Source organism: Algoriphagus locisalis (assembly GCF_900116615.1).
In the GTDB taxonomy this organism is placed as follows: domain Bacteria; phylum Bacteroidota; class Bacteroidia; order Cytophagales; family Cyclobacteriaceae; genus Algoriphagus; species Algoriphagus locisalis.
This window is the reverse complement of the sequence record NZ_FPBF01000006.1, coordinates 238,619-252,775: the sequence shown is the minus strand read 5'-3', so window position 1 is coordinate 252,775 and position 14,157 is coordinate 238,619. Positions and strand designations below refer to the sequence as shown.

The 14,157-nt window shown below is 42.8% G+C and carries 11 protein-coding genes; 4 read left to right on the top strand and 7 right to left on the bottom strand.

Annotated features, from left to right (window positions below):
• Positions 1-30 precede the first annotated feature (30 nt).
• The 4 genes from polA to BM386_RS17115 all read left to right on the top strand — a co-directional run bounded on the left by polA (position 31) and on the right by BM386_RS17115 (position 7,128).
• Positions 31-2,859, top strand: coding sequence for a DNA polymerase I (gene polA, locus BM386_RS17130; RefSeq protein ID WP_091696513.1), 2,829 nt, complete (start codon positions 31-33; stop codon positions 2,857-2,859).
• 156 nt (positions 2,860-3,015) lie between these two features.
• Positions 3,016-4,158, top strand: coding sequence for a PDDEXK nuclease domain-containing protein (locus BM386_RS17125; protein WP_091696511.1), 1,143 nt, complete (start codon positions 3,016-3,018; stop codon positions 4,156-4,158).
• 8 nt (positions 4,159-4,166) lie between these two features.
• Positions 4,167-5,540 (top strand): DNA repair protein RadA, encoded by a 1,374-nt coding sequence (gene radA, locus BM386_RS17120; protein WP_091696510.1) that lies wholly within the window; start codon positions 4,167-4,169, stop codon positions 5,538-5,540.
• Positions 5,541-5,736: 196 nt separating this feature from the next.
• Complete coding sequence (locus BM386_RS17115; protein ID WP_091696508.1) at positions 5,737-7,128, top strand: sulfatase-like hydrolase/transferase; 1,392 nt, start codon at positions 5,737-5,739, stop codon at positions 7,126-7,128.
• 95 nt (positions 7,129-7,223) lie between these two features.
• Here BM386_RS17115 and BM386_RS17110 read toward each other — a convergent pair whose 3' ends face one another.
• From BM386_RS17110 to BM386_RS17080, 7 genes are all read right to left on the bottom strand, one after another.
• A complete protein-coding gene (locus BM386_RS17110) occupies positions 7,224-8,084 on the bottom strand; it encodes a phosphoenolpyruvate hydrolase family protein (protein ID WP_091696506.1) in 861 nt (286 codons plus the stop codon).
• A gap of 232 nt (positions 8,085-8,316) precedes the next feature.
• On the bottom strand, positions 8,317-9,534 hold the full coding sequence (locus BM386_RS17105) for a Tm-1-like ATP-binding domain-containing protein (protein ID WP_091696505.1): 1,218 nt from the start codon (positions 9,532-9,534) through the stop codon (positions 8,317-8,319).
• A 155-nt stretch (positions 9,535-9,689) separates the two neighbouring features.
• On the bottom strand, positions 9,690-10,649 hold the full coding sequence (locus BM386_RS17100; protein ID WP_091696503.1) for a glycoside hydrolase family 43 protein: 960 nt from the start codon (positions 10,647-10,649) through the stop codon (positions 9,690-9,692).
• A 117-nt stretch (positions 10,650-10,766) separates the two neighbouring features.
• On the bottom strand, positions 10,767-11,618 hold the full coding sequence (locus BM386_RS17095; protein ID WP_091696501.1) for a sugar phosphate isomerase/epimerase family protein: 852 nt from the start codon (positions 11,616-11,618) through the stop codon (positions 10,767-10,769).
• Position 11,619: 1 nt separating this feature from the next.
• Positions 11,620-12,735, bottom strand: a complete 1,116-nt coding sequence (locus BM386_RS17090) for a Gfo/Idh/MocA family protein (RefSeq protein ID WP_091696500.1) — start codon at positions 12,733-12,735, stop codon at positions 11,620-11,622.
• Between the two features lie 62 nt (positions 12,736-12,797).
• On the bottom strand, positions 12,798-13,523 hold the full coding sequence (locus BM386_RS17085; RefSeq protein ID WP_091696498.1) for a ThuA domain-containing protein: 726 nt from the start codon (positions 13,521-13,523) through the stop codon (positions 12,798-12,800).
• Positions 13,524-13,603: 80 nt separating this feature from the next.
• A complete protein-coding gene (locus BM386_RS17080) occupies positions 13,604-14,152 on the bottom strand; it encodes a plastocyanin/azurin family copper-binding protein (protein ID WP_091696496.1) in 549 nt (182 codons plus the stop codon).
• Between the last annotated feature and the right edge of the window lie 5 nt (positions 14,153-14,157).

The following is a 14,157-nucleotide window of genomic DNA, read 5'->3' as shown; positions in this document are numbered from 1 at the left end:
GATTTCCTTTTTACCATAAATTCTCCTCAAATGTCCCAAAAACAGCCTTGTAAGCTTTTTTTACTTGATGCCATGGCGCTTATCTACAGAGCGCATTTTGCTTTCAGCAAAAACCCGAGAATAAATTCCAAAGGATTGAATACTGGCATCATGCTAGGCTTCACCAATACCCTGCTTGAGATAATAGACAAGGAAAAACCTACCCACATTGGGGTGGCGTTCGATACACATGCCCCAACATTCCGCCATGTGCAGTTTGAAGCATACAAAGCCAATCGTCAGGAACAGCCCGAAGATATTGCAGTTGGTATTCCTTGGGTAAAGGAGATCGTGAAGGCGTTCAATATCCCGATTTTGGAACTGGATGGTTACGAGGCGGATGATGTGATCGGAACTTTGGCCAAGCAGGCTGAGAAGGAAAATTTTACGGTGTATATGATGACTCCGGACAAGGATTACGGTCAGCTCGTGGACGATCATATTTTCCTTTACAAACCGGCCTTCATGGGTAACGGTGTAGATATCATGGGGCCAAAAGAGATATGTGCCAAATGGGATATTGAGCGTGTAGATCAAGTTCGAGACATTTTAGGGCTGATGGGAGATGCTGTGGATAACATCCCAGGAATCCCGGGAATAGGACAAAAAACCGCGGTTAAACTTCTGAAGACTTATGGTACGGTAGAGGAATTGGTGAAGAATACTGCAGATCTCAAAGGCAAGCAAAAAGAGAATGTGGAAAACTTTGCTGCGCAGGGGATTCTTTCCAAAGAACTCGCAACCATCAAATGCGATGTGCCCATAGAATATGTCAAAGAAGACTTGAAATACGAGGGAATTGATGAGGAAAAAGTACGGGCAATTTTTACAGAACTTGAGTTTAGAACCTTAGCCTCAAGAGTTTTCAAGGGAACAGATAAAAAAGCAGCTGTTCAGAAAAATGATCAATTGGGACTTTTTGGTGAAGCTCCTGCTCCGACTGCATCGACAAGTCCACAAATTGAATTTGAAGAGGAATCTGTGAATGTGGCTGAGCAAAAAGCTCCTGATACCATTCATAGTAATATCCAGAATTACCATAAAGTCAAAGGAGAAGCTGAGATCCTTGAGCTCGTCGAATTTTTAGAGATCCAAAAAGAGCTTTGCTTTGATACAGAAACTACTTCAGTCAATCCTATGGAAGCTGAATTAGTCGGGATTTCATTCGCCTATGTCACAGGAGAAGCTTACTATATTCCTTGTCCAGAAAGTCGTGAAGAAACATTGAAAATTTTGGCCCTTTTGAAGCCCGTCTTTGAAAATGAAGCCATTCTTAAGATAGGCCAAAACATCAAGTACGATATTTTGGTACTCAAGAATTACGATGTAGAAGTCAAAGGAGTCCTGTATGACACCATGCTTGCGCATTACCTGATCGATGCGGATGGGAAGCATTCCATGGATTGGTTGGCAAAGCAATACCTGAATTACGAGCCTGTTTCCATCACTGAATTGATTGGCAAGAAAGGCAAAAATCAAGGAAGTATGCGAGACGTGGACGAGGACGAAGTGACTGCTTATGCCTCTGAAGATGCAGATATTACGCTGAGATTGAAGGCAGAATTTGATCCTTTGCTAAAGGAAAACAAGCTGGAAAAACTTTTTGATGAGGTTGAAAATCCGCTGATCAACGTGCTCGCGGATATGGAATTTGAGGGAGTGCGGATAGACATGGAAAGTCTTGCTGAGATGTCTCTTTTGCTGGAAAAAGAAAGTAAGGAGATCGAGAACACGGTCTATGAGATGGCTGGAGTTCGATTTAATCTGGCTTCGCCAAAGCAGTTAGGAGAAGTCCTTTTCGATAAATTAAAGCTGGATCCTAAAGCCAAAAAGACTAAAACAGGTCAATACGCAACTGGAGAGGAAGTGCTGAGCAAACTTGCCCATGAACATGAAATCATCCAGAACATTCTTGATTTCCGCCAGATGGTGAAGTTGAAATCAACTTATGTGGATGCGCTTCCAACTATGATCAATTCCAAAACTGGTCGGGTTCATACGACTTACAATCAGTTTGTGGCAGCGACTGGAAGACTTTCTTCCATCAATCCTAACCTTCAGAATATCCCTATCCGGACTCAAAGAGGGCGTGAAATCCGTAAGGCTTTTGTCCCAAGAGATGAAAATCACATTCTTCTGGCAGCGGATTATTCCCAGATTGAATTACGCATTATGGCTGCTTTCTCAGGTGATGAATCCATGATAGAAGCTTTCAGAACAGGTCGAGATATTCATGCTACTACTGCCGCTAAGATCTTCCAAGTACCATTGGAAGAAGTGACTTCAGATATGCGTAGAAAAGCCAAAACAGCCAATTTTGGGATTATTTACGGCATTTCTGCTTTTGGACTTTCTCAGAGATTATCGATTTCCAGAGGCGAAGCAAAGGAGATTATTGATTCCTATTTTAAAGAATTCCCAGCCGTGAAAGAGTACATGGATGGAGCGATAGAAAAAGCCAAAACACACGAATACGTGGAGACTATTCTTGGGAGACGTAGATACCTGCGAGATATCAATAGTCGAAATGCTACCATGCGTGGCTTTGCGGAGCGAAACGCGATCAACGCACCGATTCAGGGTTCGGCTGCCGACTTGATCAAAGTGGCCATGATAGATGTGCATAAGTGGATGAAAAAGGAAAAACTCAAATCAAAAATGATCCTACAGGTTCATGATGAATTGGTCTTTGATGCGCATAAGGATGAAGTGGAAATCCTAAAGGCCAACGTTCCTGGACTGATGTCAAATGCCATCAAAATGTCCGTACCGGTTGAGGTAGAAGTAGGAACCGGAACGGATTGGCTGCAGGCGCACTAGTAAGTATTGAGACAAGACATAAGTATCAAGTACTTCAATATTCACCACCCGAAATTTGACATTCATATTAAATTTTCAAGATTGAAAAATTGTGAACGGATCCACTTGATTGGCTAAGCGTCTTTAACAAAAGTTCTACATTGGATTTTTATACTTATGAAAGATTTTGAAAATCTACTTTCACAAATAGGAGAGATTCACTTACAAATGCAGTCCTATGCATCTAACTCAGTAAATCAAGCGTTGACTGTTCGGAATTGGATAATAGGGTTTTATATCGTAGAATTTGAATTGGAGGGTAAAGACCGTGCTGTTTATGGTGAGGGACTTATTGATCAGATAGTAAAAAGAATCTCTTCAATCAAGGGACTGGACAGGAGGTCTTTATTCAGGTTTCGTACATTTTATCTTTATTACCCCCAGGTCGGATACTTTCTGAAGGAAAAAGCCAATCCTTTTCTCCCTGTAATTCAGCAAATAGAAGGATTAGAAAAAGTGGGGACGCTGTCCCCACAATTAAACTCTTCTCAGATTGTGGGGACGCTGTCCCCACAATTCCAGTCAGACCTCTTGTTTCCCGGAGGAAAGTTACTTTCTAAGCTCTCCTATTCACATCTAGAACTTCTCTTGCCAATAACAGATCAAATGAAGAGAACTTTCTACGAAATAGAAGCAATAAAGGGAACCTGGAGCGTACGAGAGCTGAAAAGAAATATTAACAGTTTACTCTTTGAAAGATCAGGACTAGCCTCAGATCCAGGGAAAATGAATAAGGTCTCGCAAGGAAACCTCCCAGCAGTTCCTACCGACATTATCAAGAATATATATGCATTTGATTTTCTGAACTTAAATGGCCAGGAGATAATTGAAGAGTCTGATCTAGAACAAGCTTTAATCAATAATTTGCAGGATTTCATCTTAGAACTGGGTCATGGATTTTGCTTTGAAGCGAGGCAAAAGCGGATACTAATTGGTGAAAACTATTATTTCATTGATCTAGTGTTTTACCATAGAGTATTGAAATGTCATGTCCTTGTAGAACTAAAAATCGGTTCCTTTGACCATGGTGATCTTGGACAGCTCAACACCTATGTGAACTTTTTCAAACAAGAAATAAGTGAGTCAAGTGACAATCCTCCAATAGGGATTTTATTGGTAGCGGAAAAAGATAATGCATTAGTGAAATATGCTACAGGAGGAATGGATCCAAATCTTTTCATCCAACAATATTTGATTAACCTTCCTACAAAAGAGAAATTCCAGAATTACTTAATACGAGAATTAAGCAAACTTTCATAGCATCAAAAATGGCTAAATTAAAAACCACTTTCTTCTGTCAAAACTGCGGGGCGCAAAGCCCGAAATGGCTTGGCAAATGCCCTGCTTGTGGGGAATGGAATACCTACGTAGAAGAAGTAATTCAAAAGGAAGAATCTGGCAAAGGATCTTGGAAGACACCTACAACTGGCACCAAAAAAGCCAGTGTTCCCAAGAAAATTCAGGAGGTAAATTATGAGGAGCAAGCGAGATATGTGACGGGTGATGATGAACTTGATCGAGTACTCGGTGGCGGAATCGTGCCAGGATCACTGGTGCTGATTGGTGGAGAGCCAGGAATCGGGAAGTCCACTTTGATGCTTCAGATTGCCCTGATCCTAGAAGGCAAAAAGATACTCTACGTCTCGGGAGAAGAAAGTGAAGCACAGATCAAGATGCGTGCAGATCGTATGTCTGCAAAAAATCCGGATTGTTATGTGCTTTCTGAGACGAATACTCAGCAGATTTTCCAGCAAATTGAAGCTCTGAAGCCTGATTTGCTGGTAATAGATTCCATCCAAACACTTACTTCTCAATATGTAGAATCAGCCGCTGGCTCAGTTTCTCAGGTGCGTGAGTGCACTGCCGAGCTCATGAAATTTGCCAAGGAAACCGGAACTCCAGTTTTCCTGATCGGACATATCACCAAAGACGGATCTATCGCCGGACCAAAAGTGCTGGAGCATATGGTGGACACGGTTTTGCAGTTTGAAGGAGATAGGCATATGAGCTATAGAATCCTGAGAACTTCCAAAAACCGTTTTGGGTCCACGCACGAACTTGGAATCTATGAGATGCGGGTGGAAGGTCTTCGTCCAGTCGCAAATCCATCAGAAATTTTATTAACTCAAAGAGAAGAAGTGCTGAACGGAGTAGCCATAGGAGCCATGATGGAAGGGAATCGTCCATTGCTGATAGAAATCCAGTCATTAGTAAGTCCAGCAACTTACGGTACGCCACAGCGAAGTAGCACCGGACATGATGCCAAGCGATTGAATATGTTATTGGCAGTTTTGGAAAAGCGGGGCGGAATGAGACTAGGTCAGCAGGATGTGTTTTTGAATGTGGCTGGAGGGTTAAGAGTGGATGACCCGGCATTGGATTTGGCTGTCTGCGCATCCTTGATTTCCAGCTACGAAGACACTCCGGTATCCGAGCAAATTTGCTTTGCGGCAGAGGTTGGTTTGGGTGGAGAAATACGTGCCGTTCATCGCATAGAAAATCGTATTGCAGAAGCTGAAAAATTAGGCTTTAAGAAAATAATCGTGTCAAAATATGCTGTGAAAGGGCTTGACTTAGCCAAATACAAAATCGAGGTGATGGCAGTTAGCAAGTTAGAGGAGGTTTATCAGAAGATTTTTTAGTAGAACTTTTCAATAGATAAAGTGACCTTCGAAGAATATAAAAGAGTAAAAATACCCCCCAAACAAACTACATTCTAGGCCATCAGCCCAATTATCACCAAACAATAGCTGTTAATAAAATAGAATAACCTTAGACAGCCAAAAGATATAAATTCGTCTCTCCTTCAATTATCTAAAGGAATTTGAATTTATACCTATGAGAAATATTGCCCTAGTCTTATTCTTTGTCTTATCCTTTTCCTCATTTGCCCAGCAAAGACCTACAACGGAGAAGCCAAATGTGATTATCATCCTGACGGACGATCAGGGATATGCAGATGTAGGCTTTAATGGAAGCACCGAAATTCCTACTCCTAACATTGATCGCATCGCTAATAACGGGGTGGTTTTTACCTCAGGCTATGTGACCTATGCAGTATGTGGACCTAGTAGAGCGGGATTACTGACTGGTAGATACCAGGATAAGTTTGGCTTCTCAAAAAATCCACTGATGGCACCCAAGGATTCCCTAATGGGACTTCCGCCTAGCGAAGAGACGATTGGAGCTGCCATGAAAAAAGCTGGATATTCCACGGTTGCTTTTGGAAAGTGGCACATGGGTGTTCACCCAAGCTTGAGACCAAATAAAAGGGGTTTTGATGAGTTTTATGGATTTTTATCCGGGGGACACAAGTACTTTCCAAAGGATTTTGTCTTAGCAGACATAGAGCAATCCAAATCGCAGTACGATGCTTACAATACAAAATTACTTAGAAACACAGAGCGCGTGGAAGAGACAGAATATCTCACAGATGCCTTGTCCCGTGAAGCAGTTGATTTTGTAGAGAGGCATCAGAAAGAGCCCTTTCTAATGTATTTGGCATACAATGCTCCCCATGCTCCAATGGAAGCCACAGATGAATATCTCAACAGATTTTTACACAACAAAGATCTCAAACGGCGCACTTACGCTGCCATGGTCAGCGCAGTGGATGATGGAGTAGGTGAATTGCTGGATAAATTGGAGGAATTGGATATTGACGAAAACACCGTAGTCTTCTTCTTGTCTGACAATGGAGGTCCAACTAGCCATAATGCTTCCGATAATACTCCGCTCAGAGGATTTAAAGGTGATTTTTTTGAAGGAGGAATTCGAGTCCCTTTTGCAGTGCAGTGGAAAGGCGTGATCCCTGCTGGCGCAACTTACGACTACCCGGTAAGTTCATTGGATATTTTTTCTACTGCGGTAGCTTTGGCAAAGGTGACCCCAAAAAACGAACTTGATGGAGTAAACCTGATTCCATACCTTACTGGCGAGGACAAAGGAGTTCCTCACCAAGAACTCTACTGGAGAAACTATAATGCCAATAAGTTTGCGATCAGAACATTGGACAGCAAGCAAATTATGGAGAGGGAAACAACCTATCTCTTTGACATTCAAAAAGACATTGCTGAAAAGGTGAATTTAGCCGTAAGTCAGGAAGATCGTGTGAAAGCAATAGAACAGCTAATCAAGGAATGGGAAATGTCCCTGATGGATCCTGTTTTCATGGGTTTATCTGAGGAGAAAAAATACTCAGAATTACATCCCGATAGATTTAATCCATAAATGGCAAAAGGTCTTTAGAATAAAAAATGGGGAGGTAAAGTTTTATATTTGAACAACTTTACCTCCCCAAAAGAATAATCTTGGCTCCAAGAAAATTACTTAACCGTCAACTTTTTAAACTCCCGGGTCAAATTCGTCAAAGACTCTTCCACTCCCATTCTCTCGAGAGAAGAAGCACCAACGAAACCATGAACATCAGCTTTCTCTAGGACTTCGCGAACATCTTCAGGTGTATTGATAGGGCCACCATGAGCTAGGAAAAATAGATCAGGATTGACCGCTTTGGCCGCAGCCACAATTTCATTGGTTCTCGCTACCGCATCATCCATGCTGCAGCTCGCGCCAGTAACTCCAATAGATCCTCCTACCGTGGTGCCGACATGGGAAATAATCGCATCTGCACCAGCTTCTGCCATTTGACGAGCTTCTTCTGCCGTGGCTACATAGACAATAGAAAAAAGGTCCATCTTATCGGCAATTCGTACCATTTCGACTTCCTTTTCGAAGCCCATGCCAGTCTCTTCCAAGACTTGACGGAAATGTCCATCGACTATGGAATGGGTAGGGAAATTATTGATTCCAGAGAAACCCATTTCTTTCACTTTTAATAAGTGGTGCCAAATGCGTCTTCTCGGGTCTGAACCATGAACCCCGCAAATGACAGGAATCTCTTCTACCACAGGCAACACTTCAAACTCACCGATTTCCATAGCTACAGCGTTAGCATCGCCATACGCCATCAATCCAGCTGTGGAACCGTGTCCCGACATTCTAAATCTTCCAGAGTTGTAAATAATAAGCAAATCAGCACCACCTTTTTCTATGAATTTGGCTGAGATGCCGGTGCCCGCGCCTGCTGCTATGATAGCTTTCTTCTGAGCTAAAGTTGCTTTAAGTCGATCTCTTACTTCCTGTCTGGTGTAGGGATTTCCCTTTCCTGTCCATGGATTTGGCATATTTTCTACTTTATCGTTTTTTAACCGCGGAGACCGCAAAGTCCCGATAGCTATCGGGATTCGCGGAGTACACGGATTTTGAAAATTTATTCTCCAGTTATCCTGCTTCTGGAGAAGCAGGATATGTTATTGAAATCGTGACATCAATTTTATTCTCTTAATCTCCACAGCCTCTGTCTGTGCCTGCCTTGCCGGTAGGCAGGTCTCCACAGAACGAAACATGCACTGACTTCTACTTCATCATTTCCAACAACTTCTCCACTGCAGCCTTGGCAAATTCCTGATCATTGATATGAAAAGGCAAGTTGACAAAAGGTATCTCAGATGTCAAATTATCCTGAATAGATTTTGAAAGTGCTTGAGTTGATTCAGGATTATAAAATACATTTCCGGCAGCATCTATTTGGGAAAGTCCTTTTTGCGGAAAAAGAACCGCTGTCGGCCCTAGCCCTTGATTTAGTTTATTGGCAAGTCTCTCTCCTAAAGCTTTATTTTCATCTTCATTTGTTCTCATCAGTGTTACCGTTGGCACCCAACTGTACAAATGACGCTTTTTATATTTATTAGGCACTGATTCCATGGTGCCAAAATTGACCATATCCATACAACCAGGTACAACTACTTGTGGAATTCCTAGTTGAGCTGCAGCTTCTAGCCGATTTGGCCCTGCACTGCAGACACCCCCACAAAGTTCATCTGCAAGCTCTGTTGTAGTAATATCTAACACCCCTGCAAAACAGTTCTCAAGGATAAGGCTTTCCATCGCTTTTCCCCCTAAACCATTAGCATGGAACGTCATCACTTCATAGCCTTCGGCCTCTAGTAACAAGGTGCAGTGATCTACACAGACACTCGTATTCCCAAACATGCTGATTGCAATGCGCTTAGAAGTAGCTGCATTTTCAGGAATATGCACACCGCACATAGCCACAATTGCTGCGGCAGCCTGCTGGATAATTGGTTTGATGATGCTATTCAGAGCTGCTACATCCACCACAGAAGGCATCATCACAATATCCTTCACACCAATCTGATCTGAAAGATCCTTGCTCGCCAAGGTAGAAATACAGATTTTCGGCATTCCTAAGGGAAGTCCTTGCATGGACTTTAACGTAACGTAAGTTCCACTTCCGCCTCCCATTCCGATCACTCCATCAAATTTCTTCTGATCTTGAAGGTTTGCTAAAACTTTGGCTGCACCACGACCCATGACCTCCATGGCATGCCCGCGATCGTTTTTACTTCGAAGAGAGTCAAGGTTTTCGTCGGCAGTTTCACAGACTTTATTTGCCTCCACTTCTATTGGAAAGAGCGTTGTCGATCCCATGACTCCTACATTTACAGCAATCACTTCAGCTCCCTGTGTTAGGAGACAGTCTCGAAGAAAAGAGAAGATTTCCCCCTTCGTGTCAAAACAGCCTAGCATCAAGATGGTAGGTTTTTGGGTCATGGTTTACAGTATTATCATGCCTCGGTCTGTGTCACAGACCGAAATCTTTGTGTAATTAATTCTTTTGTTTACTACGATGAATTTTAGTTTGGACTCTCAGACCACGGCGTTGGATTTCTCAGTCATCCTTCCTTCGAAATGACCCTTTCACCATTTCAGTTCAATTCTAGAAATTTAAAACTCCCTTTCTTTACTTCCAAAAAATCCGGTTCGTTTCCATCTTTCTTGAATTCCAATTCAATCAACGCAGTCTTCCTTGGAGACACCTTCTCATCCGAGTTATGGGTATGCAGCACATACTGAAGTTTACCTTTTGCATCAAAGAAAAAATCTCCATGTCCTGAGCCGTTAATCCCTGCGTCAGCCTTGTCAAAAATAGGGTTGGTCGGACTTTTCGTCCAAGGACCCATCGGGCTTTCACTTACTGCATAGCCGACAGCATAATCCGGATTTCGGAAGTCGTTGGCGGAATAAATAAAGTAATACAAACCATCCTTCTTGATGATTGCGGGGCCTTCAGAAACTGTCCAATCCACATTTTGAGTATTTTCCCATGGCTCTTCCGCATGGAAACAATAGGTCAAAGTTTCGGCTTTAATTCCCGAGAAATCATCTTCCATTTCTGCCACAAACAGTCGGTTTCCTTCAGTCAAACGCACGTGATACATATACTTTTTCCCATCATCATCTATGAAAATATAAGGATCAATTTGCTTCACAGGCGCTTTTAAATCCTTCTTTACCGCTTGGGTAAAAGGTCCTAAAGGGCTATCTGAAGACGCAATGGCGATGTGTTCATTGGCCGTGTAAGCCATGTAAAATTTGCCTTCATACTCGAAAACCTGAGGTGCCCAAAATCCCATATCCCCATAGGAATCGCCCTTTTTGAGTGCATAGCCATCGTTTTTATCCGAGCGTTTCCAGGATTTTAGGTTTTTGGAAACATAGACTTCGAAACCCAGATTCTTATCATTTCCGCTGGTACCATAGAGGTAGTATGTACCATCGTGATAGAAAATAGTTGGGTCGGCAAGAAGAATAGGACTTTTCTCAGTCGCTGAAAAAAAGCTTAGACTAATCAAAAATGTGGTAATAAGGATATGGGTAAGGTTCATGGTTTGATGGATTATTCTGTTAAAAAACTATTCCAAAGTTTCGAACTTTGGAATAGTTAGAAGGACTCCTGCGCCTCGGTCTGTGAGGACACAGACCACGGAGACTGGTTTTAAAATCTAGTTAACAAACTGACTCTTATAAAAAGCAAGGCCTTCGCTAGCCAAAACATCAGGACTTTCGGCCAAAGGTCTCCAGATGCAGGTAGCTTTGGCCATTTCTTTAGATACTGCACCAAAAGTTTCAATCACTATCGCTCCTTCGTATCCAATATCTGCCAATGCTCCCTTGATCTCATCCCAAGCCAGATTTCCAGTACCAGGAGTACCTCTATCACTTTCATTCCCCTGCACATGGCAAAGTAAGTCTTTTCCAACTTTCCGGATAGAAGCCGCAATATTTTTCTCTTCTATATTATTATGAAAGGTGTCCAACTGGATTTTTAACCAAGGAGAACCCACCGCTTTGACGATTTCAAGTGCTTGATTCACAGTATTCACCATGTCACTTTCAAAGCGGTTAAGCGGTTCCAACCCCAAAGTAACCCCATATTCCTCGGCTGTTTTGCAGGCTTTCTTTAGGTTATCCACACACCAGTCAAACTCTTGCTTTTTTTGCTCAGCCGAAATAGAACGAAGCTTACCGACAGCAGAATAAAGTGGCCCACCGAATAATGGGCTTCCCATTTTCGCAGCGATTTTAATGGAGTCCTCTATATATTTCAGTCCATTTGCACGGATAGCAGGATCCTCACTCGAGATATCCCGATCTGCTCCAAAAGCTCCGCTTATACTTACTTTCAAACCCAATTCATCAGTCAGCTTTTTCAACGCATCCCAATCCACCAAATCTTTGTCCTCCACTGGAACTTCGATGATATCAAAGCCCATCTCCTTCACTTTATGCACAAGGTCAAAAGAATGGGTATCGAAAGGCGATACCCATAAAAATGTACTTACTCCAAACTTCATCTTAGTCAAAAGTTGGAATTTGAATTCTCTCTCCACCCTTCATTGCAGATTCATGTGCGCAAATACCTGCGCAGGTATAGTTTGCAGCCATGGCAGCATCTACAGCAGAGTCTCTTCCTTCTACGATGGCGGCAACGAATTCCTGCACCAAATGCGGGTGAGATCCGCCATGTCCAGCTCCCTGTAGGAATGACACGTGATTAGGATCATCTATAGTTTGTCTTTTGGTGAAATGCTTGATCGGCTCGATCAGCAACTCATCAGTATCCGGCACATCGATTCTTCGCGCATTTTCTCCCCCATCAAAGATCACATGACTTTCATCTTCCAGCTGTTCCCATTCGAAGGACATCTTGGTGCTATAGACGTCGTATGACTCACGATACTGTCGAACTACATCAAAAAGAGAACGAGTCGCTTCTGCTATAACGTCTGAGTTTTTAAGCGTGAAAGTTGCCGTTTCCATTGCGAATGGAGAACCATAACGGCTTGCCAAATCTTCGCTCAAACGTCCTGAACCGTGACAAACTACCGTCTCAGCTTTTGTATTGTTGATTCTCAAAAGCGGAGAAATCGCATGCGTACCGTTCAGCATTGGCGGGAAACCTTTCCAGTATTCATCCCAGCCCGGCATGCTCATATCCTGAATATGCGAACCTCTTACCATCTGGATTCTTCCTAGCTGTCCTGTTTCTGCCAACTTCAATCCGTACAAAAACTCACGGGTGTAAAGTGCAGTCTCCATCATCATATAGACTTTCCCAGACTTTCTCTTTGCGTCCACGATAGCAGCACAATCTTCTTTGGTCATCGCCATTGGAATGGTGCAAGCCGTGTGTTTGTTGGCATTCAGAGAAGCCAAGGTCATTCTGGCGTGATCAGGAACAGGCGTTACGATATGAATAGCGTCCACATCCTCACGCTTAGGAACATCTTCCCAGTTGGTGAAGCAAAGATTTCTGTCCAGGTTGAATTTGGTCGCCAACTCATCAATGGTCTTTGGATTTCTGGTACAGATACCAACTGCCTTGATATTTGGATGCGCTTGATAAATTGGGATAAACTCCTTGCCGAAACCCAGTCCGACTATAACTACAGTGATTTGCTTTTGACTCATTAGTATATGCTTTAGGTTTTGATTTTATTGTTGAAAAAGATAGGTTTAATAGGTTGAGCGCATTATTTCGCAGCCCATTTAACTGCGTTTCGAATCAGTGTTTGGTAGGCTTCCAGTTCATGGGAAGCCGCATCATGTCCAAGTGCAATGCCGACGATTTTGGCTTTGGGATTTTTCACGATGAAAATGGAAGGAAAAGGATCCGTTTCAGCATTGCTTGCCTGCGCAAGGATTTCCACTCCCGGTCCAGCAGGATCCACTTTGAAATAATACAGCTCATCATCCAAAGAGAAACTTTTCGGCAATCCTTTGGTCACGGGATGCTTGGCAGTAAGATCTACATTGAAATTTCCGTAGGCATTATGGCCTCTGGAACCTCCACTGACCATGGTTTTATTGTATTCTGGCCAGTCGTTCCAGTTGTACCAAAGTGCTGGGTGAGCCAATACAATTCCTTTTCCCGCATCGGCGAAAGCAAATATCGCCTTGCGCGTATCTTCATCAGGAATCGGCTGATTATTAGCCAAAAAGAGCACATCGGTCTGATCCAAGTATTGCAAAATAGTGGAAGGATCGTCGGTGTAAGTCACCTCTGCCAAGCCGTCTTTTTCCAGCGTAGCCACGTCCGCGCCTTTGTACCATTTGTCAAAATCATGAGAAGATCCACCGCCAACCATCAAGACTTTGATTGGTTTTTTTAAGGGGGCTCCGTTGGCCAAAAGGCTGGTTCCGATTCCGAAAACCAGCATCAGGCTTAAGAAAGGAATGAGTGTTTTTTTAAGGTTCATATTTTTGGGTTGTAAGTTGTTTTATTAAATATCAGAAATAAGACTGGAGATGGAAGACGGCAACATCTGACATTCAGCCTTTATTCTACCACCATTATCCCATTCATCATTCTCCAATGACCTGGAAAGGTGCATGCAAAAGGATACTTCCCGGGAACGGTTGGAGCAGTAAAAGTCAAGGTGTACAATTCCTGCGGCCCGATCATTTTCGTGGCGAAAAGCACCTCCGGAATTTCAGGAACATAGAATTTCTCCGAAGCCTTGGGATCCCTAAGCATCGCATCTGCCGCAGCACCTACCTTGTCCAAAGTTCCAGGTTTGGCAATCAGCAGATTATGCTCCATGCCGTCCAGATTGTCAATTTCCAGGATGATTTTATCCCCGGCTTTTACCTTGAAAGATTCCTGATCAAACTTCATCATTTCCGGTACGATTTCTAATAAAATCGTCGTTTCCCGCTTTTCCGCGTTTCTTTCAAATCGGAAGTTACTTGTTGATTGGTCTATGTTTTTTCTAGTTGGTTTAGCTTCGCAAAGAGCAATCGCTTCAGACGATTTCATCTCTATCGGAGAAAACCAATTCCCTAGCAGCAGTATAGCTGCCATGGGAAATAAGGTTGCTTTAATCATGGTAT

Bases quoted from the DNA above. Each gene is read 5' to 3' on its own strand.
- polA (WP_091696513.1), top strand. From the start codon at position 31: ATGTCCCAAAAACAGCCTTGTAAGCTTTTTTTACTTGATGCCATGGCG.
- BM386_RS17125 (WP_091696511.1), top strand. From the start codon at position 3,016: ATGAAAGATTTTGAAAATCTACTTTCACAAATAGGAGAGATTCACTTA.
- radA (WP_091696510.1), top strand. From the start codon at position 4,167: ATGGCTAAATTAAAAACCACTTTCTTCTGTCAAAACTGCGGGGCGCAA.
- BM386_RS17115 (WP_091696508.1), top strand. From the start codon at position 5,737: ATGAGAAATATTGCCCTAGTCTTATTCTTTGTCTTATCCTTTTCCTCA.
- BM386_RS17110 (WP_091696506.1), bottom strand. From the start codon at position 8,084: ATGCCAAATCCATGGACAGGAAAGGGAAATCCCTACACCAGACAGGAA.
- BM386_RS17105 (WP_091696505.1), bottom strand. From the start codon at position 9,534: ATGACCCAAAAACCTACCATCTTGATGCTAGGCTGTTTTGACACGAAG.
- BM386_RS17100 (WP_091696503.1), bottom strand. From the start codon at position 10,649: ATGAACCTTACCCATATCCTTATTACCACATTTTTGATTAGTCTAAGC.
- BM386_RS17095 (WP_091696501.1), bottom strand. From the start codon at position 11,618: ATGAAGTTTGGAGTAAGTACATTTTTATGGGTATCGCCTTTCGATACC.
- BM386_RS17090 (WP_091696500.1), bottom strand. From the start codon at position 12,735: ATGAGTCAAAAGCAAATCACTGTAGTTATAGTCGGACTGGGTTTCGGC.
- BM386_RS17085 (WP_091696498.1), bottom strand. From the start codon at position 13,523: ATGAACCTTAAAAAAACACTCATTCCTTTCTTAAGCCTGATGCTGGTT.
- BM386_RS17080 (WP_091696496.1), bottom strand. From the start codon at position 14,152: ATGATTAAAGCAACCTTATTTCCCATGGCAGCTATACTGCTGCTAGGG.